We start from the raw sequence: 25710 nt of genomic DNA, 5'->3' as shown, positions 1-25710 counted from the left end.
ATCAGACCGGGTCCACGCGGTACGTCTGTCCCGCGGCGGTCTGGACGGTGATGACACCGCCGGTGGTGGTGAAGGACACGGGCTGGCCCGCCGCGTTGGTGACGGCGATCGTCCGGCCCGGCCAGGCGTTGGTCAGCCGCAGCGTGCCGCCGACCTGGCTGACGACGTCGGCGTACAGCACGGCGCCGCCCTGCCGCGCGCTGGACACGACGAACGCCCCCGGCATACGCAGCCGGTTGAAGCTCGCGTCACGCGCGGACGGCCACACGGGGAACAGCGTGATCACGCCGCCGTGGCCCTGCACCAGCATGTTGTTGATGGCCTCGGTCGTGCCCGACTTCTCGATCCCGTGGTACGGGTCGGTGATGCGGAGGTTCGCGGCCGTGCGGGTGGAGATGACGGTCTTGAACCGGTCGATCAGCGACTGGGCGGGGTAGCCGACCCTGGCCGCCTGCGTGAACACCTTCGGGAAACTGTTGTTCTGCCCCCAGGAGTTCATGGCGTCCAGCGTGCTGATGCCGATCTGCCGCTGCGCCTGGGCCGAGGTGATGCCCAGCACGTCGCCCGGGTGGACGAACTCCAGGTTGATGGTGTTGTCGCCCGGCCGGAAGTCCCGCGTGTCGTCGCCCTGCATGGTGCCGCCGCGCACCAGCGAGTACACGGTGGTCCCGTTCCGGACGATCGTCGCCTGCTCGGGGAGCCGGTTCAGGATGTTCTGCCAGGTCGCGCGGCGTCCCGAGTCCACGCCCAGCGTCTGGCTGCCGCTGATGACCGCGCCGTACACCTGCTTCAGCAGGCCGATGTCGGCCGACGAGTCCTGGCCCCACGTGCCCTCGTGCGGGCCGCTCCACAGGCGGTAGCGCCCGGCCGCCGCGTCGTACTCCAGGTAGTGCTCGAAGAACGTGGCGACGTCCACCAGGAACGGGTACGCCTGGTCCCGCAGGAACGTGCGGTCCTGCGTGTACTCGTAGTACTCGACGAACTGCGAGGCGGAGAACAGGGCGTTCGACACCTGCTGGTGGTACTGGTCGTCGGTGGTCGAGCCCCAGGGGCCGATGCCCACGGGGAACAGCACACCGCCGGGCACGCCGCCCGAGGGGAAACGCCCGCCCACGTAGTCGGACTTCACCCGCCGCAGGTCCTCCCGGGCACGGCGCCGCGCCTCGGGCACGTAGTCCATGATCACCTGGTGGAACGGGCGCGACAGCTCGGGCCTGTTGCTGGAGTAGACGCCGTAGAACGGCGCCTGCGCGTTGTAGTTGAGGTGGTAGTCGCCGCTGAACTGCGGGTAGTCCGTCGTCGTCCACAGGCCGTACAGCCCCGGCGCCACCTTCCCCGCGCGCGCGGAGGACCCGATGAAGTACTGCGCCGGGTAGTAGAAGCGCTCCAGGGCGGCGTCCCCGAGGTGGACGTCGGACCGCATCCAGTAGTCACGCCACCAGGCGACGCGCTCGGTGTCGAGGGTCGCGATGGTGCCGACGGCCTGCGCGGCCACCAGGGCCCTCGCGTCCGCCGCCGGGTTCGCCGGGTTGCGCCCGCCGCCCGCGATCGCGGTGATGATGTGGGCCGTCGCGCCGGGCTGGAGCGTGAAGTACACGCTGGCCGTCGCCCCGGAGGCCCGCGGGGTCTCCACGGACGCGCCGCCCAGGATGCGCGTCGCCAGGGCCGCCCGGGACACCCAGTTGCTGCCGGGCGCCGTGGTGCGCTGCGCCCACATCGTCGCGCCGTCCACGCCCGAGGTGTTGGTGTACTCGGGCCTGGCCGTGGCCGCGCCTGCCCACGTCGAGGACTGGAGCCGCACGGCCTGGGAGCCGCGCGAGGTGACCGAGGTGATGAGGATGTTGCTGTTCGCGGCCAGCCGGGTCACCAGCGACAGCTGCGTGTCGCCGATGTACATCTCGGTGTTGATGTCGCCGTCCACGATCTGCTGCGTCTCGCGGAACGGGCGGCTCGGCGGCTGGTTGCCGCCCGGCTGGGCGTACAGCTCGATCTGCCCGATCCGCGCGCGGGGGTTCTGCGTCGTGTCGGGCGTGCTCGACTGGGTCGGCTCGGTGATGTTCAGCCGGACGTAACGCGCCCGCGTCGCCGTGACGTCGCGCTGGATGACGGCGGCGGTGTTGCCCGTCACCGTGTCGATGGTGCGCCAGGTGGTGCCGTCCGAGCTGACCTGGAGCGTCACGTTCCGCGTGTTGTGCGCGCCGTTGCCGGGGCGGGCCGCCTCGTCGTTGCGGACCACCCAGCGGGCGATCGTCTGCTCGGCGCGCAGGTCCAGCCTGATCCACTGGGGCTTGCCGACCTGCGACACCCAGCCCTCGTAGCCGCTGCCCCACTCGCCGTTCACGGCACGGGCCGGCGGGAACGCGCCGTCGCTGCTGCTCGCCGTCGCGGCGGCGCCGAGCGCCAGGTTGCCGCCGGGCTGCGCGGTCGCCGGGCCCAGGGTGGTGCCGCCGATCGCCGCCGGTATCGGGCGCGGGTTGCCGTTCCAGAAGTCGCCCTTGGAGATGCGGAACGTCTTGACGCCCTCGCTGCCGCCCGAGGTGACGCCGACGTCACCGTTGCCGAGGAGCGCCGTGTCCGGCATCGCGTTGTTGACGCCACCGGCGTACGCCTGGTTCGTCCACACGCCCTCGATCCCGGCGAGCTTGGCCCGCAGCGCGTCCCAGCGCTGGGCGTCCGTCGGCCGGGCGGCTGCCGCAGCCCGGACGGCGGTGGTCTGTGCGAACGCCGATCCTGGTGCCCCGAGCTGGCTGGCCGCCGCGAGTGCCAAGGGTGCGGCCAGCATCGCGCGCCTCCGGAAACCCGGAGTCTCGCGCGGTGTTCTCTCCTGCCCCATGATGTCTCTCCTTCGAGTGGGGTCTGGTGGGGAGTGCGAGGTGGATCTGTGCCGTGCCGGGCGGCTCACGACTCCCGTACGGGGAGGGAGAAGCCGACGGCACGGACGTTCGTGAGGCGGCCGAAGGGGGTCTCGACCCGGCCGACCCGGCGGCCCAGGCTCTCGATCCCGGCCTCGATGCCGAAGAGACCGGCGAGGACGGTCTCCGTCACGGCGACGGCGGCGTTGCTGTCGCGGTTGGCCACGCCGCGCTCCGCGACCCGGTACCCGCCGTCCGCGGTGACCTCCATCGCCTGCCCCCACAGCGCGCCCGAGGTGGCGCGGTGCGCGCGGCGCAGCAGCCCGGCCGCGTCCTCGTGGCGGCCGAGGCGGCACAGGCCGAAGGCGGTGGCGCCCGGCCAGGCGGCGAAGGCGCCGCCCGCGCCGTGGTCGGGCCGGTCGGACAGCGGCGCGATCGGGTCCTCGGGGTCGAGGGCCCGCATCCAGTCGCCGTCGATGAGGTGGCCGGTGACGAAGTCGGCCATCTCGGCGCGGTGCCGCTCGGGCAGGTCCTCGCCCATGTCGGCGACGACCAGTTCGAAGTCCAGGCAGTGGCCGATGACCTCGTCGCCCTCGGGGTGCGCGATGTTCCAGCGCCCGCCGCCCGCGTACTGGCCGAGCACGGCGTGGGCCAGCTCGTCGGCGTCGGCCTGCGCCGCCTTGGCCTCCAGCTCGTTCCCGCCGTCGGGGTCGAGGACGCGCAGGAGGGCGGCGAGGGAGCGCAGCATCCCGACGTGGCCCGCGTTCAGGGAGACCACGCCGTCCCGGTAGTTGGGGACGCACTCCAGGAGCTCCCACGCGTCGCGGCCGAAGTCCATGAGCACCCCGTCCCCGAACGCGGCGCGGCGCTCACGCGGCCGGTAGGCCATCGCGCGCAGGTGGTCGAGGACGCTGCGATCGCCCGCCGTCTCGTCCAGCAGCGACAGGTCGCCGGTGACGCCGAGGTAGGCCTTGACGCTGCGGAAGATGGCGTGGTCGTTCGCCGCGTAGTGGTTGCCGACCGGCAGGACGTTGCGCGTGTCGAACGAGTGGCAGTGGTCGTACGGCACGGTCATCGAGGCGACGAGCCAGGCGCGTACCCCCGCCGGGTCGAGCAGCGCGGCGGTGCGGGCCCATTCCGACTGGTCCCAGAAGAACGTGGTCGTGGGGCCGAGGCGCGGGCCGCCGGTGAGGAACACCGGGCCGATCGGGCTGACCTGGGTGTTGCGCATGTAGACGGCGAGGAGCGCGCCGAGGTAGTAGGTGCGCGAGAGGTCGGCGTCCTGCGTGTGGAACGTCGGCAGGTGGCCCGAGAACTCGGCGTTGCCCGGGGTGAACGCGGCCTGCCACGTCTCCCGCCAGCGGTCGGCCACGGCGTCGAACGCCGCGGTGAAGCCGTCGGCCGTGGCGCGGGAGCCGGCGAGCGCCTCGCCCGTGGAGTCGGCGATGTCGAGGACGAAGCCGATGGCGACCTCCTGCCCCGGCGCCAGCGTCACGTCCCAGCGGGCCGTGCCGCGGGCGCCCTCGGCGGCCAGGGAGGTCGGCGCCGTGTCGAAGGAGTAGGCGGAACGGGCGGCGCTGCGGGCGTCCTCGACGACGACGGACGCGCCGTCCACGCGCGCGTTCCAGCGGCGGCCCGACCACCAGGGCGTGGTGCGCAGCGCCGCGGCGCCGTCCACGGACAGCTCGGCGGCCTCGTCGTCCAGCCGCACCGTGACGGTGTGCCAGACGCCGGTCGGCAGCGGCTCGGCCGCCGTCTCGTGCTCGCCCGCGATCCGCAGCGACAGCCGCCCGTCCTCCAGGGCGACCTGGAGGGAGTCGGGGTGGTTGCCGTGGGTCAGGACGACGCCCGACCCGCCCGCCTGCCCGACCAGCACGTCGAAGCGGAACGTGTCGCCGGTGCGCAGCTCGACGGCGTCGAGCCGCCGGTCGGTGTCGGGCCGCACGGCGTGCTCCGCGGCGGCGTCCCCGACGTGCTCCGTGCCGCCGTCGGCGCGCACCACGGCGATGCCGCGCACCGTGCAGCTCGCGCCGGGGGCGCGGACGCGACCCGAGTCGGGCGTGGAGTGGTCCGGCAGCTCGAATTCGAGCAGCATCGGCGCGGAGTCCTCGTCCCGCTGGATGCCGGGGATGCGGGGGCTGCCGAGCCGCACGAAGCGCGGGCCGAGCGGCGCCAGCTGCACCTGGCGGGGCCGCTGCGCCGTGGTCTCGGCGCGCAGGCGCTCGGTCGTGTAGTAGTCGTGGTGGTGCCCGGCGGTCCAGGGGGTGCCGTACAGCCAGCCCCAGTCCACCTCCGAGTGGGCGAACATCGCGAGCAGTTCCTGCTCGACGGCGGCGGTGACCGGCGCGGCCGAGTCGTTGCGCAGCGTCAGTCGCCACAGCAGACGGCTGCGCTCGTACCCCATGCGCGTGTCGGTCGTGACGCTCAGCCCGCCCACGCGGGCGGCGCGCTCGACGCCCCACGGGGACCAGCGCAGGCGCGTGGCGGCGGGCAACTGGCCGTCGATGCGCAGGGCGCCGGTGTGGTAGCCGCCGCTGTAGGGCGGGAACGCGACCCAGGACAGGGACGTCAGGTCGTTGTTGACGTGGCCCTGGCCCCACTGGTTGCGCAGCGACGGGAGGTGGGCGAGGGCGGAGCGGTCGGTCCAGGCACCGGCCAGCTCGTCCAGGGCGGGCAGGGACAGGGTCGGCAGGGACAGGGTCGGCAGGGAAGGCGTGGGCTCGGTCATCGGGACGCTCCGGACATCAGGCCGTGGATGAATTCGCGCTGGCTGACGAGGTAGCCGACCACCGGGATGACCGCCGCGAGGAACATGATCGCGAAGAGGTGGCTGTAGTCCGTCGAGTAGGCGCCGAGGGACACGTAGATGCCCGTCGTGATCGTCTGGCCCTGGAGCGGGCCGAGGATGAACTGCGGGTTCAGGAAGTCGTTCCACACCCACAGGCCGAGGAAGATCCCCACGGTCGCGGTGGCCGGGCGCACGACGGGGAAGATGATCCGCCACCACACGCGCAGGTCACCGGCGCCGTCCACGCGGGCCGCCTCGATCACCTCGCGCGGCACGCTGCGCAGGAAGCCGACGTAGACGAAGACGGCGAACGACAGGTAGCCGCCGCCGACGTTCGACAGGATCAGCCCCGTATAGCTGTTGGACAGGCCGAGGTCCTGGAGCTGGAGCACGATCGGCAGCAGCACCACCTGCGGCGGAACCATCAGGCCCAGCGCGAAGAGCGCGAGGAGGGCGCCCCTGATCCTGGGGGAGCGCTCCGAGACGTAGAAGGCCAGGGCGGAGCTGAGCGGGATGACGATGACGAGCGTGGCGACCGTCACCAGGATCGAGTTGAGCAGCCCGGCCTGCACCAGGTTGTCGGGCCGTTGCAGCGCCTCGGTGATGTTGTCGAAGGTGAACGGCGCGGGCGGCGCGGCCGGGTTGGAGAGGATCTGCTCCTGCGTCTTGAACGCGCTGACGAACGCGACGTAGACGGGCAGGACGAAGACGAGCGTGACCGCCCACGCGCCCGTCAGCCGCGCGCCGCCGCGCAGGGACGGCCGCTGTGCCGAGGGCCGGTGGATCGAGGCAGACCTGCTCACAGGCTGACCTCCCTTCTGCGCAGGAGGGACGTGACGACGTAGGAGACGACGGCGGTCAGCGCGAGCAGCAGCATGGCGATGGCCGAGGCGTAGCCGAAACGGTTGCCGGTGAACGCGACGTTGACCAGGTAGAGCGCCGTGGACTCGGTCGAGTTGGCGGGGCCGCCACCGGTCAGGACGGCGATCACGTCGTAGAGCTTCAGCGTCGTGATCAGGCACAGGACGACGCTGATCGTCATGCCGGGCGCCACCATCGGGAGGGTGACGTGGCGGAAGCGGCCGAACGCGCCGGTGCCGTCCATGCGCGCCGCCTCGTACAGCTCGCGCGGCACGGACTGGAGGGACGCCGTGTAGACGACGGTGGCGAAGGCGATCGTCACCCAGCTCACGACGGCGCAGATGGAGAACGTCGCCAGCCCCGAGCTGCCGAGCCAGGCGACGGGCTCGTCGATGACGCCGATCTGCTCCAGGAGCTGGTTCAGCAGGCCGTTCTGGGTGAGGAGGCTGCGCCAGATGAAGCCGACGACGACCCCCGAGAGCACCTGTGGGATGAAGATGAGCGTCCGCATGACGCGGTAGTTCGCGGTGGAGCGGTTGAGGATCATGGCCAGCAGCAGCCCGGCCGCGTTGGCGACCACGGTGACGGAGACGACCACGATTCCCGTGAACATCAGGCTGTCCATGAGCCGGTCGTCGGAGAGCAGCTCCCGGTAGTTGTCGAGCCCGACGAAGTCGCTGTCGGTCTGGAGCGGGCTCCGGTCGGTGAAGCTGAAGAGGAAGCTGCGCACCAGCGGGTAGAGCAGGAACATCCCGTAGAGGATGAACGCGATCCACGCGACCGGGGCCAGTCCGAGCCTTCGGCTGGAGAGTGGTGTTCGTCTGCGCACGGCGAGGTCCTTTCCTGCTCCGCGACGGGCGGGGCGGAGCAGGCGTGGCGTCAGGGATGGTGGTCTGTGTCGTGCCGGTGAGGCGTGCGGTGCGGTGTGGTGCGGGGGGTCGGCGGGCGCCGCGGGGCCGGTGCCCCGGCACGCGCCCGCCGACCGGTGGCCGCGGTTACTGCGCGGAGGCCGCCTGGTCCCACGCGCCGTCGAACGTGGCGAGCTGGCCTTCCACGTCGCCGTCGGTGAACAGGGCCTGCGACAGGGCGTTGAACTGGTCCACGAGGCCGGGCGGCAGGGCGTCGTCGTTGTTGACCTGGCCGAACGCGCTGACCTGCAGGGGCTCGTCGGTCACGAACCGGTAGGCGTCCGTGTAGACCTCGGTGACCTCGGCGCCGAAGTCCTCGAAGGGAACGTTGCTCAGCATGGGGAAGGCGCCGTCGGTCTCGATGAGGGTGCGCATGTTGTCCGTGGACAGGGACCACGCCTGGGCGAACTCGACCGCGCCCTCGACGTCCGAGGATCCTGAGCTGACGGACGTGGTGCCACCGGTGTTGAACGGCACGACGGCCTCGCCGGTCTCGCTCGGCAGCAGGAAGGTGCCGAAGTCGGCGGCGTCCTCGGCGGGGATCTGGCCGATGAACCAGCTGCCCATCGGGTACATCGCGGCGCCACCGGCCAGGAAGTCGGCGTTGGCGTCGGCGTAGTTCACGCCCAGGGCGTTGTCGTCGAACGCACCGGCCTCGATGAGCTGGCGGTACTTGCCGACGGCCGAGACCATCTCGGGGTCGGTGAAGGAGACGTCGCCCGCGTACCGCTGCTGGATCCAGTCCGGGTTCGCCCCCAGCACGTCGGCGGTGATGATGCCCGCCAGCGGGAGGGACGCGGACCACGGCTCGCCGCCGGCCAGCTGGACGGGCGTCACGTCGGCCTCACGCAGGGTGGTGACCACGTTGACGAACTCGTCCCAGGTGGTCGGCACTTCGAGGTCGTGCTCGGCGAAGATCGTCTTGTTGTAGAAGACCAGCGGGATGATCTGCGAGTTGGACGGCGGGATGTACGTCGCGCCGTCGATCGCGTTGCCGTCGGGGTCGGTGAAGTTCTCCTCAAGCCACGCCTGGTCGAACGGCTCCAGCAGGTCGGCGCCGGTGAAGTCCTTCGGGTTGATCGACGACAGGATGTCGGGGAACTGCCCCGACGCCTGGAGCTGCTTGGCATAGGCCGTGCGGTCGGCGTTCGGGGTGACGATCTTGCTGACCTGGACGCCCGCCACCTCCTCGGCCTCGGCTATGGAGGAGTCCCAGAAGTCGGCGGTCAGCGCGGGGGTCTCGAACGTCATGAACGTGAGGTCGGAACCGCCGGAACCGCCCCCGGAGCCTCCGGACTCGCTGGTCGAGCACCCCGTCAGGGCCAGTGCGGTCATCAGCCCCGTGACCATGGCAAACGTGGAACGTCTGCGCTTCATGCCATCCTCCTTGATGATCTGGTCGAACGCGCGCCCGCCGGGCGGGTCGCGGTTGTCGTAGCGGTCCACGCGCCGTGCGTGGACGGGTGAACGGTGGGGGGTCCTCGGTGAACGGGGGGCGCGGCCGGTCGGCGCTCAGGCGACTCTTCGGTCGTCGATGGCGTCCCGGTCCCAGTCGATGCCGAGCCCGGGGGTCTCCGGGGGCACGGCGTGGCCTTCGACGATCTCCAGCTCGCCACGGGTGATGGCGCGCAGCTGGGGGATGTGCTCCACGTAGCGGCCGTTCGGGATCGCGGCGGCCAGGCTGACGTGGAGTTCCATCAGGAAGTGCGGGCAGACGTCGCTGCCGAAGGCGTCCGCGAGGTGCGCCACCTTCAGCCAGGGCGTGATGCCCCCGACACGGGCGGCGTCGGCCTGGACGACGGACGCCGCGTCCTGCGTCAGGTACGCGCGGAACTGGCCCAGGGAGTAGAGCGACTCCCCGACCGCCACGGGTACGGAGGTGGAGCGGGCGAGGAACGCGTGGCCCTGCGGGTCGTCGGCGGGCAGCGGCTCCTCCAGCCAGGCCAGGCCGAACGGCTCGAAGGCGGCGGCACGCCTGCGGGCCTCGGCGCGGGTCATCGACTGGTTGGCATCGACCATGAGGTCCATGCCGGGGCCGACCGCCGAGCGCACCGCGTCCAGCCGTTCGACGTCCTCCGCCAGCCGGGGCTTCCCGACCTTCAGCTTGACGCCGGGCCAGCCGGCGGCCTGCGCGGCGAGGGCACCGGCGACCAGCTCGTCGGTCGTGAGGTGGAGCCAGCCGCCCTCCGTGTCGTAGAGCGGCACCCGGTCGCGGAACCCCCCGGCCAGCCGCCACAGCGGCTCACCGGCCCGCAGGCACCGCAGGTCCCACAGGGCGGTATCGACGGCGGCCAGCGCGAGCGACGTGATCGCGCCCACGGTGGTCGCCCGCGTCGCCGCGAACAGGTCGTGCCACAGCGCCTCGACCGACCGGGCGTCCCGGCCCGCGAGCCGGGGGAGCAGGTGGTCCCGCAGCAGGGCGAGGACGGAACTGCCGCCGGTGCCGATGGTGTACGTGTATCCGACGCCGGTCAGGCCGTCGCTCGTCCCCAGTTCGACAAAGATCGTCTCCTGCTTCAGGAACGCCTGCACCGCGTCGGTCCTGACCTTTTCCACCTCAAGGTCGGCCATGTAGGCGCACGCATGGACAATCCGTGTCATCTGTGCCCTCTCGCCTGGTGTTTCCGCCCGGCGGGGACGTCGGTCGAGGCCATGCCGCGACCTCGCTGTGCTGCGCCGGATAATATACGTTTGACGAGATTAGCTTTGTTCGAACGCGTGTCAAGGGCTTCCCCTCCGTTTACTCAATCGAGACGAACCGGGCAGTCATCTTGTGATCAGGGCGCGCGAAACCACAGTTCAGAGCGTGTGCGCACCCGGAATGTCCGATCTGGCGTGCCGCGGACGGCAGTTTGGCTCCGGCGTGGCAGCGGCCGGGTGATCGGCATCGACATCGCGCCAAGAAAATACGATCCTGGGTGTGCGCTACATTCAGCCGAAGCATGGCGACGCGATGACGGTCTTGTGTGAAGACGGTCATGGGAGACGGGCAGCGGGAGGGAACACGATGACGGCCGCACCGCAGCGACAGATGCTCGCGGAGATGGTGTACGACTCGATCCGTCGGCGACTGGTGGACCACGAGATCGAGCCCGGCTCGAAGATGAACATCAACACCCTGGCGCAGGAGCTGCGGGTCTCCCCGACCCCGCTCCGCGAGGCACTCGCCCGCCTGGAGGCCGAAGGTCTCGTGGTGAAGCGGTCGTTGGCGGGCTACACCGCCGCGCCCCTGCTCAACGCCCGTGACCTGGACGAGCTGTTCGAGGTCCGGATGCTCCTGGAACCGGCCGTCGCCGCCCACGCGGCGGAGCGCTCACGCCACGAGGACCTCGGCCAACTCGCCGAGCAGCTCGCCGAGATGCGCCGGGTCCGTGACGACGGCAGTCGCACCACCCTGATCCGCTACCTGCACCACGACGCGCTGTTCCACGACCAGATCGCCGCGCTCAGCGGCAACGGCCTGCTGCGCATCACCCTCGCCCGCCTCCACGCGCACGCCCACCAGTACCGCCTGCACTTCGAGGAGGGCATGGCCGAGGAGACCCGCCTGGAGCACGAGCGGATCCTGGAGGCCCTGCGCGAGAAGGACACCGAGACGGCCGCCGCCCGCATGGGCACGCACCTGCGCCGCGCCCGCGCCCGCCTGGTCGGCGCCGCCGACCCGCTCCCGCGCGTGGCGGAGGACCGGATGACGACGGTGGCCCGCCACCGTCTGACCGCGCTCCCGCGCCCGGCCGCCTCCCTCGCGGTCCCCCACGACACCACCGCCCGGGAGGGCTGAGCACATGCGGATCGCGCTCCACTCCGTCATCAGGCAGGGCCAGGAGGCCGGTTACGAGGCGGTGCACGCGACGGTGCCGTCCGACCTGCTGGCCTCGCTGCGCGCGGCCGGGATCTCCGACTGGACGATCTGGCGCAGCGGCGACCACCTGTTCCACCTCGTGGAGACCGACGACTTCGCCGCGGCGATGGCCGCGCTGGACGACGACCCGGTGAACCACAGGTGGCAGGAGTTCATCGGCGCCTACGTGGACCACTTCGAGACGACGGACGGTCACCCGGCGGGCCCCGGCGCCGGGATGGCGCTCGGTCAGGTGTGGAACCTGGCCGCACAGGCGCGCACGCAGGAGGAGCCCGAGGCGTAGCCGCGGCTGCCGGGCGGCCCCCGGACACGCCGCCAGGCCCCCTCTCCCCGACCGGAGGTCGTCCCGGTGTCACCCGCACGGATACTCGTCGGCGCCGCCTCGGCCCTGGCGATCCTCGCGCTGCCCGGCTGCTCCTTCCCCTGGGGCTGCACGGACACGTGGGCGGAGCGCGGCGAGGCCACCGCCAGCGTGCGGATCGTGGACACGTCGGGGCAGGCTCTCGGTGTCACCGCCGAGGTCGTCGGGTGGCGTCTGGAGCCGCACCCGCAGACGCCCACCGAGGGGGACAGGGTCCACTTCACCTACCGCTTCGACGGCGTCGCCGGGACGGACGGCGGCCCCGCGGTGGACGCCTGCGCGGTCGATGGGAGGCGCGTGGCGCTGATGTGCCTGACGGTCCATGCGTCCGGCGCCTGGCCCGAGCCGGACGGTTCCCGCACGGGCGACGACTGGCTCCACGTCGAGCACCCCGACCGGGTCGCCGGGGTGCTGTTGATCCCCGACGACCAGTCCTACCAGGGGCGCACCTGTGCGCAGGACGTCAAGGACGGTGGCGGGACGCATCCTCCCGAACCGGCGCGCCGCGGCGATCAGTTGTAGCGCGCCGACGTGGCCGGGCGCTGCCCGTCACGGCATGACGTGGTCGTTGCCCGGCCGACCGATGACGATGTCCCGTCCGCCGTCGCCGCTGATCATGTCGTCCCCGGGGCCGCCGACGAGGACGTCGTCGCCCTCGCCGCCCGAGATGTGGTCGTCGCCCGCGTCGCCGTAGGCGAGGTCCCTGCCGTCCCAGCCCTCGATCATGTCGTCGCCGGGACCGCCGTGGAACACCTCGTCGATGGGCTGGCCCATCAGGTGGTCGTCGCCGTCGCCGCCGAACAGGACGCCGTTGCCCATCAGCATGTCGTCGCCGCCCTCGCCGAGCACCAACTCGGCCGTGTGGGCGTGCAGTTCGTCGTCGCCCTCGCCGCCCTGGACCAGGGTGACGGCGTCCTCGCTCGTCACGGCCGCGTCGTCACCCGCCCCGAGCCGGACGCGTACGCTCTCCGCCAGGCCGCCGCCCACCGGCAGCTCGCAGGCGACGAACGTCGCGTCCCCCGGCGTGACATGGGCGCAGTGCGGGCCCGGCACGATCGGCACCACGTCGCGGAACCCGACGCGCCGCACCTCGGCGCCGGTGTCCATCGGGAAGACGTGCAGGTCGTTGGCCTCGGGGCCGCCCTCGAACGTGACGGTCCGCACGAGGCCGGACCAGTCGGCGCCGACGGTCGTGGCGTCGCGCGCCGCGGCGGGTGTCGCGCCGAGACCGGCGGCCAGCAGGGCAGTGACGGCCGCGGAGGAAGCGGGGATGAGCCGTGACCGCATCATGGGTGCGTCCTCACTTCGAGACAGAGTAATGACGTGTACAAGGCAACATTCGTCACTCTGCTGCATCACGCCCGTCCCGTCCACACCCGCTCCGCCGATCCGTGCCTCCCGCCGGGCGCACGGCTGCTGACAGGATGGCGTCCGTACGATGGCCGACGTACCGCAGCGCAACGGGGGTGACCAGCCGTGGCAGAGACCGACTTCACGCGCGAGGACGTCGAGACGGCGGCCGACGCGCGGCCGTGGAGCCGCCGCCACGCGTTCCTCGACGAGATCGACCCCGACGGCATGGCGGAGACCGCCGCGCAGTACGCGCGGGCGGCGGCCGAGGCCGATGACGCCGGGGACCTGGCCAGGGCGGCGACCCGGGCGGCGGAGACCTCGGGGCACCTGGACGGCGGCTCCCTCATCGACGACCGCGAGCGGATCGACTCCACCGCACGCGGGCTGCACGGCAACGGCGCGGAACTCGACGCCGTGACCGGCCTGTTGGTGCGGGCCATGAACCGGGCCCTGGAGGCCGTGGAGGAGATCGACGTCCTCGTCGAGGGGCCGTGCGGGCTCGACGTCTGCCACCGGACGCAACTGGAGGCGGCGCGGGCCGAACTCGCCGCGCCCCCGCTGCTGTTGACCGGCGGCACCTACGAGGGCGGTGACCTGCTCACCCCCGGCGCCGTGGCGGGCGGCGAGCTGTCACGCGCGGCCATGATCAGGCTCCGCCACCTCGGCGTGGTCGCCGACCGTGCGAGCCTTACCGACCGCGAGATGGGCGACGCCCTCGCCGCCTACCGGCGGAAGCTGGCCGAGTACGGCACCGAACTCGACGGCCTGGGCTACGACATCACCGGCGGCCCCCTCGACCTGTGGACCACCACCGGCATGGCCGCCTTCGCCGCCGACCGGCTGACGGACGCGCTGCGCGGCGACGTGCCCGACGTGGAGGAGTTGCAGCGCTGGACGACGACCCTGGCGGCCATCGGCTCGCGGCTGTACGACCCGCTCACCGGCCGCCCCCTGCCAGGCGTGACGCTGACCGCGGGGGAGATCGCCTACCTCCAGCGGTTCTACGCCGCGCTCGACGCCCGTGAACTGGCCGCTCTCGGCGCGCTGTCCGGCGGCGGCCCCCACGTCCTGAGCCCCGCGGCCCGCGACTCGCTCGCCGACGCGCTCGGCCGCGTCGCCGACGGCGTCGTGACGCTGACCGACCCCGCCGTGGGCGGGTCGATCGACCGCCTCCCCCTCGCCGTCGCCGCCTACCTCGGCGTGAACGACGACGCCGACCTGCCGCCCCGGGACACCGGGGAGCTGGGCAGGGAACAGTTCGAGGACTTCGCCGACCTGATGTCCACCGCCACCGCCACACCCGGGGGCGAGCTGGCCCGCGAACTGGACGTCCAGCGCACGGTCGTGGCCCTGTGGGCGCGCGAGGACGCCGGGGACGACACGCGGCCCGGCCGTGAGGCGGCCCTGCGGACGGCCTTCGCGGCGATGGACCCGGTGGCGCGGGCGGAGTTCTGGCGGGCCCACCGGGACGACCTGCTCGACGCCGGGCTGCTCTCCGCCCCGCCGGACAACCACCACGACCCCGGCGCCGGCCCTTACGACTCGCAGGACGCCCGGCGCGGCGACTACGCCCTGTGGGCCGAGCTGCGGGGCGGCTCCGCCCTCCTGGACATCGCCGGTATGCCGGACGCGTCCCGGTTCATGGACCACTACCTGAGCGGCCGCGGCACCCCGCTGGAGGCGGACGTCGATCGGATGCTCAGGGACTCCGCCGGGCTGCGGTTCTCCGTTGACGCGGCGATCGCGGAGGGCCGCCCGAAGTGGGTCGAGAAGGCCGGTGAGGCGTTCGAGAAGTCGGGCGGTCAGCCCGTCTCGATCCCGGTGCACGGCCGGGCCCGGGGGTTCAGATCCTTCGAGGACGACAACTGGAACCTCGCGGTGGGCGGCCTCGATCGCGGTGTCTCCGGCGTGGTGACCGTGGAGCCGGGCGCGGACGGCAGGCCGCAGGCCCGCCTGGAGTACCAGGTCAACATCTGGGACCGCTACAACTGGGACAGCGGCAAGAGCATCGAGATCGGCCCGACCACCATGAACGACAGCGACGTCGGCCGACTGCACACCACCGGGCTCGCCAAGGAGTTCGACGTGACCGGCCGCAGCTCGCCCGTCTCCGTCCCGCTGTCGCTCGTCCCGGACAGCAGCCTGGTGCCGGGCCCGGTCCCCGACCCGGGACGCGACGGCACCCGCGCCGACCCGGGGCGCAACGGCGACGCCCGCTGAACGGCCCTGTCCACCACGGCCGTTCACCGGCAACCGGCGGGCGGGCGGGGCTCGTCCTCCCTCGTATGACCACTCCGCCCCCCTGGCCGCACTGCGGGCGCGGCGCCGGTCCCGACGACCCCGTGGGCTGCCGCGGCATTTGCGTCGGCGGCCACACCGCCTGCCTCGTCCACCTCGCCGACGCCGACCGCACCGCCCATCTCGCCGCGCTCGCCCCCGGCGCCGACCTCGACCACCGCGGCACCACCTTCACCCCCAGCCTGCTGCGCGGCCTCGTCAACGCCTCGCGGACAATGGAGAATCCGCAGGGGCTCCTGGGCAACTGCCGCTTCGAGGAGGCGACGTTCGCCGGGGACGCCGCGTTCGGACACGTCACGTTCGGCGGCGACGCCAGGTTCGGCCGTGCGGTGTTCCAGGGCGAAGCCCTCTTCTCCGGGGCCACGTTCGCGCGCGACGCCGGGTTCGACGGGGCGGTGTTCGCGCGCGACGCCGCGTTCGGCGGCGTGACGTTCGGCGGCGACGCGGTGTTCCGGGCGGCGTCCTTCGCGGGGCACGCCCTGTTCGGGAAGGCCACCTTCCAGGGCGACGCGGTGTTCGCCCAGGCGTCCCTGACGCGCGCCAGGTTCTGGGAGGCGGACTTCCGCGGGGACGCGCTGTTCCTCGGCGCCGAGTTCGGCGGGGACGCGGTCTTCGTGGCGGCGTCCTTCGCCGAGTGGGCCGCGTTCGAGCGGGCCGCGTTCCGCGCCGACGTCACGCTCGACGCGGCCTCCTTCGCCGGGGACGCCGTGTTCGGCGGCGCGCGCTTCGAGGCCACGCAGCGGCTCGGGCCGCTGGTGGGCGCGGGCCGTGTCGTGCTGGACGGCGCGCTCTTCGGGGCGCCCGTCACGCTGGAGCTGGCGGCAGCCGAGGTCTCCTGCGTGCGGACGCGCTGGGAATCGACCGCCACCCTCCGGCTGCGCCACGCGACCGTGGACCTCACCGACGCGGTGCTCGCCGCGCCCATCGCCGTGACCGCCCACCCCGCGCCCTTCACCCGGGAGTGGACGCCAGGCTCGCCCGTCGAGGTCGGGGAGGCGGCCCTGGCGGGCCGGGACGACGCGGTGCGGGTCGCGTCCGTACGCGGCGTGGACGCGGCGCTGCTCGTGCTGAACGGCACCGACCTGTCGAACTGCCTGTTCGCCGGGGCCTTCCACCTCGACCAGATCCGCATGGAGGGCCGCACCCGGTTCGACCCGCCGCCCAGGGGCCAGCACCACCGGCGCCTCCTGCCGCTGCGCTGGGCGCGCCGCCGCACGCTCGCCGAGGAGCACCACTGGCGCGCGGCGGCGGGCCGTCAGCCCTTCCACGTGCCGGGACGCAAGCTGCCCAGCCGCGCCTGGCGCCCGGGCCCCCACCACCCCGACCCGGGCCGTACGCCGGGCCCCGAGGCGCTCGCGGCGACGTACCGGCAGCTGCGCAAGGCGTTCGAGGACGCCAAGGACGAGCCGGGCGCCGCCGACTTCTACTACGGCGAGTGCGAGATGCGCCGCCACGACCGCACCGGCACGACCCCCGCGGAACGCGGCCTCCTCGCCGCCTACTGGGCGCTGTCCGGCTACGGGTTGCGCGCGTCGCGCGCGATGTGCTGGCTGCTGCTCCTGATGACGGTGACCGTCCTCGCGATGATGCTGTGGGGCCTGCCGGGGGAGGACCCGAAACCGGTCACGGCCGGACGCCAGGTCGAGGCCGGGCGTGACCTGTCGCTGACCACCGACACCCCGCCGCCCGTCAACCCCACCGGGCCGCTCGCCGACCGCCTCACCACCGCGCGCTTCGAGAAGGCCCTGCGCGTCGTCATCAACTCCACGGTCTTCCGCTCGTCGGGCCAGAACCTCACCACGGCCGGGACCTACACCGAGATGGCCTCGCGCCTGACCGAACCGCTCCTCCTCGGGCTCGCCGTCCTCGCGGTCCGTGGCCGCATCAAACGCTGACCGCGGCGGCATGGCGTACGTCACACCCGGCGGCCGTACGGGGGCGCCACCTGCCGTGCGCGGGCCGTCCGCCGTACGGGGAGCGCGCGCCGGAGCGCGTGTCCCGCCGGGCAGACGATTCCTCCGTGTGGGTGGATGGCGGCGCGGCGTGGCGGGCAGGGCGGGACGGGCGGGACAAGCCGGGCGCACTGGGCTTTTCGAGGGGTTCCGTGCCGAGGAGGCGTCGAGCGGTGTTCGTCAACCCCGTTGCGGGGAAAGGTGAATCGTGGGCCCGGGATACCCAGGCGCTCAGGTGGGGCGTTAGGGTTACTCTGCCCGGACCGGGTGTCGTTGTACGGGTGGGAGAGTCATGGAGCAGATAACAGCGCGCAGCAGGCCGCCCCGCGTGCCTGCCATCAACTGCGGGAGCAGCGCCAACAGTGCGCGGCTCGACCGTCACCTGAGTGTGCTCTCCGGGCCCCCCGTGCCGCAGCGCGACGCGGAGGAGGCCACCACGCTGATGCTGGAGCTGACCCGCCGTGACAAGCACGCGGCGCACACCAGCCGTGGCGCGCGCGTCCTGCTGTTCGCGCCGCTGCGGCGACTGCGCCGCACGCTCTTCGGCGGACGGGGCTGACCGACCGGCGGACGCCGCCGACCTGTTGAGGGGCGGCGGTGTCCGCGCGGCGTCGCCGCCCGCCTCTCCGCCGCCCACCCACCGACCTTCCCGTTCCGGCCACCGCGCGACGACACCCGGGTCGATGCGGTGGCCGTTCCCGTTCCCTGACACCTGTTGTGTGACGCCCACGCACGCTCAGCGGCCCCCGGCGGGCACGGTCCGCGTCAGCAGCTCCGCGGCGCGCTTCCTGTTCCGGTAAGGACGCAGGGCCTGCCGCATGTCGCGCAGCGCGCGTTCCGCGTCGCCCGAGCGCAATCGTTCCTGCGTGAGCAGGAACCCCTCCCACGCCGCGCACGCCTCCTCCAGATGCCCCGTGCGCAGCAGCAGTTGACCGAACCGCGCCTGGCTCAGCGCCCGGCCGCGCAGGTCGGCGGGCGAGCGCTCACCCGCGGCCCTGCGCAACGCCGCGAGGGCGCCAGGCAGTTCCCCCAGCGCCTCCAGCATCGCCGACGTCTGGAAGTGCAGCGCCGCCACCGGGTAGCTGTCGAACGGCGAGGCGCCGTTGTGCGACCGCTCCGCCGCCCGCTCCGCCCGCCCCATGACGGCCAGGGCGCCGCGCCGGTCGCCGTTCTGCGCCAGCACGACGGCCAGTTGGGCCTGGACGTACGCCTGGTGCGCCTGGGGCGCGTGCCTGGCCCCCTCGTGCGCCGCCTCGGCCAGCTGGAGCGCCGCCGGGAGGTGCCCGAGGCGCTGGGCCTGGGCGCTCATGGCGCGCAGCACGACGCTCCATGCGGTGCGGTCGCCCGACTCGCCCGCCAGGCGGTGGGCGTACGTGTAGTAGCGCTGCGCGACGCCGTGCAGCAGCCCGTCCTCGTACATCCGCGCCAGCAGGAACGCCAGGCGGGAGGCCAGGACGAGGAGTTCGGCCCGGTGGCGGCCCTGCGGTGCGGCGGCGAGGAGCGGGGCGACGTCGTCGGCCAGGTAGGCGGCCAGGGCGCTGCGGGCGTGCCGTCCGCCGTGCGTGTCGATGGAGGCGGCGAAGAACGTCACGGCGTCGTGCAGGGCCGTCGTCTCGTCCGTGCGCGAGCCGAGCGGCCTGGCGGGCTCCTGGGCCTCGGGCGGGGCGGGCACGGTCGCGTCCGCGACGCGGTAGGGGCGCTGGTGCAGCGGCGCGCGGCGCGTGGTGTCCGCGTCGGCGCGGGCGAGCGCGGCGAAGCCGCTCACGGCGTCCGTGGGGACGGGCTCGCGGGCCGCCCCGGGGAAGCCCGCGGCCTCGGGCGTGACGGACCTGCCCAGGCGCCGTGACAGCGCCTCGGCGGCGAGTTGGGGCACGGGATGCCGGGGCTGCGTGCCGGAGAGCCAGTGCGCGACGGCGGTGCGGTCGTACCGCAGGGCGGCGCCTATCTCGCCGCCGAGGCTGTTCACCGCGCGGGCCAGGGCCTCCTGGGTCCAGCCGGCCTCGATGAGCAGCGTCCGCAACTGGTGGTTCGGGCCGCGCCGGTTCGTCATGTGTCCTGTCGTCTCATGCCCGCGGCCCGGCCGACAGGGCGCACGGGTGCGTTCCGGCCGCCGACCCCGCCCCGACATCACACCATCGGGTTGCTTTTTCGGTATTTCGTCATGTCAAGTGGCATGAAGTAGCCGGTTCGTTGACGGTGAGTACATGAATGATCCCTCCGCGTACGCGGCAGTTGTTTTTCCCCCGCACATCCCGGCGCACACGGCGCACGCGCCGTCCCGTGCGCGCGTCCTGACGGACGGGCGCGCCGCGGCCGTCCCGCCCGGCACGCCCGTCACCGTCCGGCCGTCCGTCCCGCCCGCGCGCGCCGTGCCGGTGAGGGGGGCGGCTCAGAGGTAGTAGCGGGTGACGGTCTCGGCGGCGCAGACGGGCCGCTCGCCGCCGTCGCGCTCCACCGTCACCGCCAGCGTGAGCTGCACGCCGCCGGGCACGTCGCCCACCTCCGCGATCCGCCCGGTGGCCCGCACGCGGGACCCCGCGGGCAGCGGCGCGGGGAAACGCACCCTGTTCACGCCGTAGTTGACGGCCATCCGCGCGCCCGCGACGTGCAGCAGGCCGGGGACGAGCGCGGGCAGCAGCGCCAGCGTCAGGTAGCCGTGCGCGATGGTCGTGCCGAAAGGACCGGCGGCGGCGCGGACCGGGTCCACGTGCAGCCACTGGTGGTCACCTGTCGCCGCCGCGAAGCGGTCGATCCTGTCCTGGCCGACGTCGAGCCAGTCGCTGGTGCCGAGACGCTCGCCGACCGCCGCCCGCAGGTCGGCGGGCGACGCGAAGATCCGGGGCTCCGCCATCCCGCCACGCTACCGCCGCGCAGGGCAGGGGAACAGGCGCGGGCCGTACGCCGTCCGCTCAGCCGCCGGTCACCAGGACGACGGCGCACACCGCCGTCCCGAGCATCGCGCACGCGGCCCCGGCGACCGTCGCGGCGGACGGCGCGGGCGGTCGCCGCCCCGCCAGGACCAGCAGCCGACGGTGCGCCAGCACGAGGAAGCCCACCCACAACGCCGCGCCCACGGCCACCGCCGCCCAGCCCCGGCCCGTCCGCGCGCCCTCCCGCACCGCCAGCACGACGACCACGGCGAACGCCAGCGTCGTACGCCGCCACGCGAGCCCGGTGCGCTCCGGCTGCGCCCCGTGCGGCGCGGTGGCCGTCATCCGCCGACCAGCACGGCCACGATCACGGCGACCGCGGCCAGCGCCGTCGTCACCGCCAGGAGCGCGGGGAACCGCCCGGCTGGCAGGTCCTCGCCGCGGCGCATGGCCTGCTCGACGCGGACCCAGTGGTTGACGGCGCGGATCGCGCACAGCCCGCCCGCCGCGAGCAGCACGACGGCGACGGCGGCGCGGAACGGGCCGGGCAGGTCGGTGAGGAACTGGTCCACGGCGATCCCGCCCGCGAGCAGCGCGAGCCCGGTGCGCAGCCAGGCGAGCATCGTACGTTCGTTCGCCAGGCTGAACCGGTAGTCGGGCACGGTGCCCTCGGCCCGCACGCGGTGCGGCGAGAACCACAGCCGCACCGCGTCCCTGGCCTGTCTGATCATGCGACGAGCCTATGTCGGGGGCGCCCGACCGGCCCACCGGCGTGCTCCGCGAGGGCGCCCATCACGCGCCTCCCGCCCCCGTCCACCCCGCGCACCGCAAGAGCACGGGAATCTCCGGAGAACACCCATCGAACTCTCGCCCTGTCGTCATCACGGAAAAGGCACATGGTCATTACGGCATCCGGCGGTGCCCCAGGCTTGTGATCATGACAACGACCCGTGCCCGCCGGGGCGCACTGACCGCCGTCGCCACTCTTCTCGCCCTGTCCGCCACCGCGTGCGGATCGGACGGCGACGACGGTGACGCCGCCGCTGCCTCCGAGCAGCCGACGGCCTCCTCCGGCACCGAGGAACAACTGCGGCAGGCCGTCGAGGACAGCTTCGCCGCGATGACGTCAGCCGACGCCGCGTCCGTCCACGCGGCCCAGTCCGCCGCCTGCCGTGAGCTGACATCGGTCGAGGAGGTCGAGGCTTTCCTGGTGCTCATGGAGGACTTCGACGAGCCGCCGACCCTCCAGGAGGTCGAGATCGAGGAGTTCGACGGCACGAGCGCCCGGGTGCGCGCCATCACGACCGACACCTCGCTCGCCGGGACCCCGGTGATCGACACCCTCGACTGGGTGTGGGAGGAGGGTGCATGGCACGACAACTCCTGCGAGGGGGAGCTGGACGAAGGGGTGGGGTCGGTCCCCGCCTCGTCCGAACTCGCGGTGGGGGAGACCCACACCTGGGACGACGGCATCTCCATGACCGTCGCGTCCCTCACGGAGGTCACGGCCGAGAGCCTCGGCGACCTGGTCGAGGTCACCGAGGGGCACACCCCGTTCCGGGCCGAGGTGACCGTCGTGAACGACTCCGAGGTGCCGATCGAGCTGGACCTCTTCCAGCCGTTCGTGGTCGGTGCGACCACCGGCGGTGAGGCCGACGGCCTGCACCTCGCCGAGGGGTACGAGCCCTTCGGCGGCCGTCTCGCCCCCGGAGAGACGAAGGAGTTCAGCCCCGCGTTCAGCATCGACACCGCCGAGTACGGCACGGAGCTGACGGTCCAGGTCTGGTACGGGACCGAGACGGCGGGCCCCCCGAGCTGGACCGGCTCCCTCTCCTGACCCGGGGGCCGGGCGGCATCGGCGTGGTGCCGCCCGGCCTGGCAGACTGCCGCCATGACCGGCCCCCCGTCCGACGACGTGCCCGGCCGGTCTCCGGGGCGCCCGCCCCGACCGTCGCACGAAGGCCACCCCTCCGCTGAACACCGCACTCGCCGAGACCCTGTCGATCGCCCTCCTCGCCGCCGTGCTCCTGAGCGCGGTCTTCCGGCCGCGCGGCTGGACCGAGGCGGTCGTCGCCGTGCCCGCCGCCGCGCTCGTCGTGCTCACCGGCGCCGTCAGCCCCGGGCACGCGGGGGAGGAGCTGGAACGCCTCGCGCCCGTCGCCGGGTTCCTCGCCGCCGTGCTGGTCCTCGCCAGGCTCTGCGACGGCGAGGGCCTGTTCCGGGCCTGCGGCGCCTGGATGGCGAGGACGGCGGCGGGCCGCCCCCACCGGCTGCTGGGGCACGTCTTCGTCACCGCGTCCCTCGTCACGGCCGTCCTCAGCCTGGACGCCACCGTCGTGCTGCTCACCCCCGTCGTCCTCGCCACCGCCGCACGCCTCGGCACACGGCCCGAGCCGCACGTCTACGCCACCGCCCACCTCTCCAACACCGCGTCCCTCCTCCTGCCGGTCTCCAACCTGACGAACCTGCTCGCCTTCACGGCCAGCGGCCTCGGCTTCGCCCGGTTCGCCGCCCTGATGACGCTGCCCTGGCTGGCCGCCATCGCCGTCGAGTACGCCGTCACCCGCCGGTTCTTCGCCACAGAACTCGCCGTCCGCGCCGCCCCGTCAGGCGACCGGGAACCGGTCCGCATGCCGCTGTTCGCGCTGCTCACCGTCGTCCTCACGCTCGCCGGTTTCGTCGTCGTCTCCGCCCTCGGGCTCGAACCGGTCTGGGCCGCCGCCGCGGGGGCCGCCGTCCTCGCCGTCCGCGCCCTCGCCCGCCGTCGCACGACCCCCGGCGAGCTGTACCGCGCGGCGGGGGTGCCGTTCCTGGCCTTCGTGCTGGCGCTCGGCGTCGTCGTCCGCGCCGTGATGGACAACGGGCTCGCCGACGCGCTCGGCCACCTCGTCCCGCACGGCACGTCCCTGCCCGCGCTCCTCGGCGTCGCCGCGCTCGCCGCCCTGCTGGCCAACCTCGTCAACAACCTCCCCGCCGTCCTCGTCCTCCTCCCCCTCGCCGCCCCCGTCGGCCCGGGCGCCGTCCTCGCCGTCCTCATCGGCGTGAACATCGGCCCCAACCTCACCTACGCCGGATCGCTCGCCACCCTCCTGTGGCGCCGCACCCTCCAGAGCCACGGGACGGACGCCCGCCTCGGCACGTTCACCCGCCTCGGCCTCCTCACCGTCCCCGCCTCCCTCGCGCTCGCCGTCCTGGCGCTGTGGATCTCGCTGCGCCTCATCGGCACCTGACGGCACGCCGCCCGACCGGCCCGCGATGATGGACGCAGGCGGACCCCGGCACGGCGAACGGTGAGGGACATGACCCGGCACGACAGCACAGGACCGACGATCGACCTCAACGCCGACCTCGGCGAGGGCTTCGGCCGCTGGCACCTCACCGACGACGACGCGCTGCTCACCGTCGTCACCAGCGCCAACGTCGCCTGCGGCTTCCACGCGGGCGACCCCGCCACCATGCGCCGCGTCTGCGACCTCGCCGCCGCCCGCGGCGTCGCCATCGGCGCGCAGGTCGGCTACCGCGACCTCGCCGGGTTCGGCCGCCGCGCCATGGACGTCCCGCACGCGGAACTGGCCGCCGAGGTCGCCTACCAGATCGGCGCCCTCGACCTCTTCGCCCGCGCCGCCGGTTCCCGCGTCTCCTACGTCAAGCCGCACGGCGCGCTCTACAACCGCGTCGTCCACGACGCGCGGCAGGCCGCGGCCGTCGTCGAGGGCATCACGCTGGCCGGATCGCCCCTGCCCGTCCTCGGCCTGCCGGGCTCCCGCATCCACGACGCGGCCCGCGCCGCCGGGCTCCCCACCGTCGCCGAGGCGTTCGCCGACCGCGCCTACACGGCCGAGGGCACCCTCGTCCCCCGCGGCGAGCGGGGCGCCGTCGTCACCGACCCCGACACGGTCGTCCTCCGCTCGCTCTCCCTCGCGCGTGACCACGCGATCACCTCCCGTGACGGACAACGGGTGGAGGTCCGCGCGCGTTCCCTCTGCCTCCACGGCGACACGGACGACGCCCAGCACCTCGCCCGGCGCGTCCGCGACGCCCTCACCGCCGCCGGTCTCACCCTGGAGCGCTTCGCGTGAACGTCCTGCCCTTCGGCGAGCGCGCCCTCCTCGTGGAACTGCCCACCGGCGCCCACACCCGCGCGCTCCACGCCGAACTCCTGCGCCGCCGCGCCGCCGGGACGCTGCCGCCCGTCACCGACATCGTCCCCGCCGCGCGCACCGTCCTGCTCGACGGTCTCGCCGACCCGCAGGCCCTCGCCCGCGCCCTGCCCACCTGGGACGTCCCGCCCTTCACGCCCGGGGCCAGCGGCGCCGTCGAGATCCCCGTCCGCTACGACGGGCCCGACCTCGCCGACGTCGCCGCGCTGTGGGGCGTGCCGCCAGCCGAGGCCGTCCACCTCCACGCCACGACCGAGTTCACCGTCGCGTTCTGCGGCTTCGCCCCCGGCTTCGCGTACCTCACGGGCCTGCCCGAGGACCGCGCCGTGCCCCGCCGCGCGACCCCCAGGACCGCCGTACCCGCCGGGTCCGTCGCGCTCGCGGGCCCTTACACCGGCGTCTACCCCGGCGCGTCGCCCGGCGGCTGGCAGCTCATCGGCACCACCGACACCGTCCTGTGGGACCCCGACCGCGACCCCGCCGCCCTGCTGACGCCCGGCACCCGCGTCCGCTTCACCCCCGTGGGGCCCGCCGCATGACCGACCGCACGACCGACCGCGCCTGCACCGTCGTACGCCCCGGCGCCCTCACCACCGTCCAGGACCTCGGCCGCCCCGGGCTCGCCCACCTCGGCGTCCCCCGCTCCGGCGCCCTCGACACCCCCGCCCACCTCCTCGCCAACCGCCTCGTCGGCAACCCGCCCGACGCCGCCACCCTGGAGACCACCCTCACCGGCTGCGCCCTGCGCGCCCACGCACCGCTCACGGCCGTGATCACCGGCGCGCACTGCCCCGTCACCCTCGACGGACGCCCCGCCCCCTGGGGCGCGCCGTTCACCGTCCCCGCCGGAGCCGTCCTCGACGCGGGCCCCGCCCTGCGCGGCGTCCGCGCCTACGTCGCCCTCTCCGGCGGCATCGCCCGCCCGCCCGTCCTCGGCAGCCGCTCCACCGACCTGCTGTCCGGCCTCGGCCCCGCTCCGCTCGCCCCCGGCGACGTCCTGCCCCTCGGCGCTCCCACCGCGCCGCCCGCCCCCGCCGACGCCGTGCCCCAGCCCGCACCGCCCGCCGAACTCGTCCTGCCCCTGCACCTCGGGCCGCGCGACGACTGGCTCACCCCCGACGCCCCCCACACCCTCGCCACCGGCCACTACCGCGTCTCCGCCGACAGCAACCGCGTGGGCCTGCGCACGCAGGGCCCCGCCCTCACCCGCGCCCGTGACGGCGAACTGCCCAGCGAGCCGATGGTCACCGGCGCCGTCCAGGTCCCACCCGACGGCCTGCCCGTCGTCTTCCTCGCCGACCACCCCACCACCGGCGGCTACCCCGTCGTCGGCGTCGTGCCGGAACGCGCCCTCGCCGCCGCCGCGCAGGCCACCCCCGGCACCCCGCTCCGCTTCGTCCCCACACACCCCGGCCGTTGACGCCACGCCCGGCGCCACCGAGGAT

At 73.7% G+C, this 25710-nt stretch carries 22 protein-coding genes; 11 read left to right on the top strand and 11 right to left on the bottom strand.

Features of this window, described 5'->3' with window-relative positions:
* Position 1 precedes the first annotated feature (1 nt).
* The 6 genes from IF27_RS14670 to IF27_RS14645 form a co-directional block, all read right to left on the bottom strand.
* A complete protein-coding gene (locus IF27_RS14670; protein ID WP_052850013.1) occupies positions 2-2782 on the bottom strand; it encodes a discoidin domain-containing protein in 2781 nt (926 codons plus the stop codon).
* Between the two features lie 116 nt (positions 2783-2898).
* Complete coding sequence (locus IF27_RS14665; protein ID WP_052850012.1) at positions 2899-5580, bottom strand: laminin G domain-containing protein; 2682 nt, start codon at positions 5578-5580, stop codon at positions 2899-2901.
* Positions 5577-6443 carry a carbohydrate ABC transporter permease gene (locus IF27_RS14660; protein ID WP_223291059.1) on the bottom strand — a complete coding sequence of 289 codons (867 nt, stop codon included), beginning with the start codon at positions 6441-6443 and terminating at the stop codon, positions 5577-5579. The genes IF27_RS14665 and IF27_RS14660 overlap by 4 nt, the downstream gene beginning before the upstream one ends.
* Positions 6440-7330, bottom strand: coding sequence for a carbohydrate ABC transporter permease (locus IF27_RS14655; RefSeq protein ID WP_052850011.1), 891 nt, complete (start codon positions 7328-7330; stop codon positions 6440-6442). Before IF27_RS14655 ends, IF27_RS14660 begins: the two co-directional genes overlap by 4 nt.
* Positions 7331-7496: 166 nt before the next feature.
* Positions 7497-8855 (bottom strand): ABC transporter substrate-binding protein, encoded by a 1359-nt coding sequence (locus IF27_RS14650; protein WP_223291058.1) that lies wholly within the window; start codon positions 8853-8855, stop codon positions 7497-7499.
* Between the two features lie 66 nt (positions 8856-8921).
* Positions 8922-10010 carry a mandelate racemase/muconate lactonizing enzyme family protein gene (locus IF27_RS14645; RefSeq protein ID WP_052850010.1) on the bottom strand — a complete coding sequence of 363 codons (1089 nt, stop codon included), beginning with the start codon at positions 10008-10010 and terminating at the stop codon, positions 8922-8924.
* A 406-nt stretch (positions 10011-10416) separates the two neighbouring features.
* On the opposite strand from IF27_RS14645, the gene IF27_RS14640 reads away from it, so the two are divergent.
* The 3 genes from IF27_RS14640 to IF27_RS14630 all read left to right on the top strand — a co-directional run bounded on the left by IF27_RS14640 (position 10417) and on the right by IF27_RS14630 (position 12154).
* Entirely contained in the window at positions 10417-11190 is a 774-nt protein-coding gene (locus IF27_RS14640) for a GntR family transcriptional regulator (RefSeq protein ID WP_190232963.1), read from the top strand.
* A gap of 4 nt (positions 11191-11194) precedes the next feature.
* A complete protein-coding gene (locus tag IF27_RS14635; RefSeq protein ID WP_052850008.1) occupies positions 11195-11554 on the top strand; it encodes an L-rhamnose mutarotase in 360 nt (119 codons plus the stop codon).
* Between the two features lie 66 nt (positions 11555-11620).
* Positions 11621-12154, top strand: coding sequence for a hypothetical protein (locus IF27_RS14630; RefSeq protein ID WP_190232962.1), 534 nt, complete (start codon positions 11621-11623; stop codon positions 12152-12154).
* 27 nt (positions 12155-12181) lie between these two features.
* On the opposite strand, the gene IF27_RS14625 is transcribed toward IF27_RS14630, so the two are convergent.
* Positions 12182-12922, bottom strand: coding sequence for a calcium-binding protein (locus tag IF27_RS14625; RefSeq protein ID WP_052850007.1), 741 nt, complete (start codon positions 12920-12922; stop codon positions 12182-12184).
* 186 nt (positions 12923-13108) lie between these two features.
* Between IF27_RS14625 and IF27_RS14620 the strand changes: the two genes are divergently transcribed.
* The 3 genes from IF27_RS14620 (at position 13109) to IF27_RS14610 (ending at position 17794) form a co-directional block, all read left to right on the top strand.
* A complete protein-coding gene (locus IF27_RS14620) occupies positions 13109-15205 on the top strand; it encodes a TPR repeat domain-containing protein (RefSeq protein ID WP_052850006.1) in 2097 nt (698 codons plus the stop codon).
* Between the two features lie 65 nt (positions 15206-15270).
* Positions 15271-17178 (top strand): pentapeptide repeat-containing protein, encoded by a 1908-nt coding sequence (locus IF27_RS14615; protein ID WP_052850005.1) that lies wholly within the window; start codon positions 15271-15273, stop codon positions 17176-17178.
* A 349-nt stretch (positions 17179-17527) separates the two neighbouring features.
* Entirely contained in the window at positions 17528-17794 is a 267-nt protein-coding gene (locus IF27_RS14610) for a hypothetical protein (RefSeq protein WP_052850004.1), read from the top strand.
* Positions 17795-17971: 177 nt separating this feature from the next.
* Here IF27_RS14610 and IF27_RS14605 read toward each other — a convergent pair whose 3' ends face one another.
* The 4 genes from IF27_RS14605 to IF27_RS14590 form a co-directional block, all read right to left on the bottom strand.
* Positions 17972-19285 carry an NsdA family TPR-like regulatory protein gene (locus IF27_RS14605; protein ID WP_052850003.1) on the bottom strand — a complete coding sequence of 438 codons (1314 nt, stop codon included), beginning with the start codon at positions 19283-19285 and terminating at the stop codon, positions 17972-17974.
* A gap of 339 nt (positions 19286-19624) precedes the next feature.
* Positions 19625-20086, bottom strand: coding sequence for a MaoC family dehydratase (locus IF27_RS14600; protein ID WP_052850002.1), 462 nt, complete (start codon positions 20084-20086; stop codon positions 19625-19627).
* A 58-nt stretch (positions 20087-20144) separates the two neighbouring features.
* Complete coding sequence (locus IF27_RS14595; protein WP_052850001.1) at positions 20145-20450, bottom strand: DUF202 domain-containing protein; 306 nt, start codon at positions 20448-20450, stop codon at positions 20145-20147.
* Positions 20447-20836, bottom strand: coding sequence for a YidH family protein (locus tag IF27_RS14590; RefSeq protein ID WP_052850000.1), 390 nt, complete (start codon positions 20834-20836; stop codon positions 20447-20449). Before IF27_RS14590 ends, IF27_RS14595 begins: the two co-directional genes overlap by 4 nt.
* 206 nt (positions 20837-21042) lie before the next feature.
* Here IF27_RS14590 and IF27_RS14585 point away from each other — a divergent pair, with 206 nt between their 5' ends.
* The 5 genes from IF27_RS14585 to IF27_RS14565 all read left to right on the top strand — a co-directional run bounded on the left by IF27_RS14585 (position 21043) and on the right by IF27_RS14565 (position 25685).
* Positions 21043-21942, top strand: a complete 900-nt coding sequence (locus IF27_RS14585) for a hypothetical protein (protein WP_190232961.1) — start codon at positions 21043-21045, stop codon at positions 21940-21942.
* Positions 21943-22078: 136 nt separating this feature from the next.
* Positions 22079-23335 carry an SLC13 family permease gene (locus IF27_RS14580; protein ID WP_052849998.1) on the top strand — a complete coding sequence of 419 codons (1257 nt, stop codon included), beginning with the start codon at positions 22079-22081 and terminating at the stop codon, positions 23333-23335.
* Positions 23336-23404: 69 nt separating this feature from the next.
* Complete coding sequence (locus tag IF27_RS14575; RefSeq protein WP_052849997.1) at positions 23405-24184, top strand: LamB/YcsF family protein; 780 nt, start codon at positions 23405-23407, stop codon at positions 24182-24184.
* Positions 24181-24804 (top strand): 5-oxoprolinase subunit PxpB, encoded by a 624-nt coding sequence (gene pxpB, locus IF27_RS14570; RefSeq protein WP_052849996.1) that lies wholly within the window; start codon positions 24181-24183, stop codon positions 24802-24804. Before IF27_RS14575 ends, pxpB begins: the two co-directional genes overlap by 4 nt.
* Positions 24801-25685: a 5-oxoprolinase subunit C family protein gene (locus IF27_RS14565; RefSeq protein ID WP_052849995.1), complete on the top strand. Its 885-nt coding sequence runs from the start codon at positions 24801-24803 to the stop codon at positions 25683-25685. The genes pxpB and IF27_RS14565 overlap by 4 nt, the downstream gene beginning before the upstream one ends.
* The last annotated feature ends 25 nt before the right edge of the window (positions 25686-25710 follow it).

Source organism: Streptomyces avicenniae (genome assembly GCF_000719135.1).
Taxonomy (GTDB): Bacteria; Actinomycetota; Actinomycetes; order Streptomycetales; family Streptomycetaceae; genus Streptomyces; species Streptomyces avicenniae.
The sequence above is the reverse complement of the archived record's forward strand: the minus strand, read 5'-3'. Positions and strand labels throughout refer to the sequence as shown.